Here is a 783-nt window from a genome sequence, read left to right as displayed (position 1 = left end):
CTTCGATGCCGGAGCTACCGGCGGCCAGCAGGAACTGCCGATCCGGGGTGCTGTTGTCTTTGGCGAACTTGTCGGCAATGGCCACCACGGCGTCCAGGGTCTCGGCCTTGTGGTCCTTGAGGAAGGCGATCACCGGCATCAGCGAGCAGTCGTTGTTGAACAACTCCGGGGTGTTGACCGAGGCTTGCTGGGCGGCATAGTTGAGCACGTCCTGGTTGCGCTGGATGCTGTTGAGCTTGGGGTTGCCCTCGTAAGTGCCTGCAGTGATCTGGCGCACCGCGTTCACCAGCGAAGACGTCGCCTGCACCCCCGGGGACTGCTGCAGCTCCCAGGCCAGACGGTCGGCGAGGACCAGCGTCTGGTAGTTCAGGCAACCCTCCGGCGCGGTCTTGATCATCACCGCAAACAGGTCGCTGGACAGTGCGTAGTGGCTGGTGATGTAGGCGTTGTCGCGGTTATAGCGTGAGTCGGCACGCAACTCCGGGGCCCCGCTGTCGAGGTCGCCGATTTTCAGTTGCAGGCTGACCACAAAGCCGCCGATTCCCATCAGCGCCGCCACCAGTACCGCACCGGTGGCCCACTTGCGGGTGGTGAAGCGATCGAGCAGGTCCCACAGTTTGCCAAAGCCTTTATGCCCGGCCGCCCGCGTGTCGATCTTCAGGGCACGCTCGGCTGCCTTGCGCCCGACGCCGATGTAGGACAGCGACACCGGCATCAGCAGCAGGGAGGTGAAGATCAGCACGGCCACGCCGATGCTGGCGGTGATGGCCAGGTCCTGGATCA

At 64.1% G+C, this 783-nt stretch carries 1 pseudogene; it reads right to left on the bottom strand.

What is annotated here, in order from left to right:
- Window positions 1–783, bottom strand: a pseudogene (locus tag ACZYSM_RS29235) (RND family transporter); the annotation flags it as partial.

This window comes from Pseudomonas sp. F220 (assembly GCF_057813935.1).
This window is presented reverse-complemented; position numbering and strand designations above follow the sequence as displayed.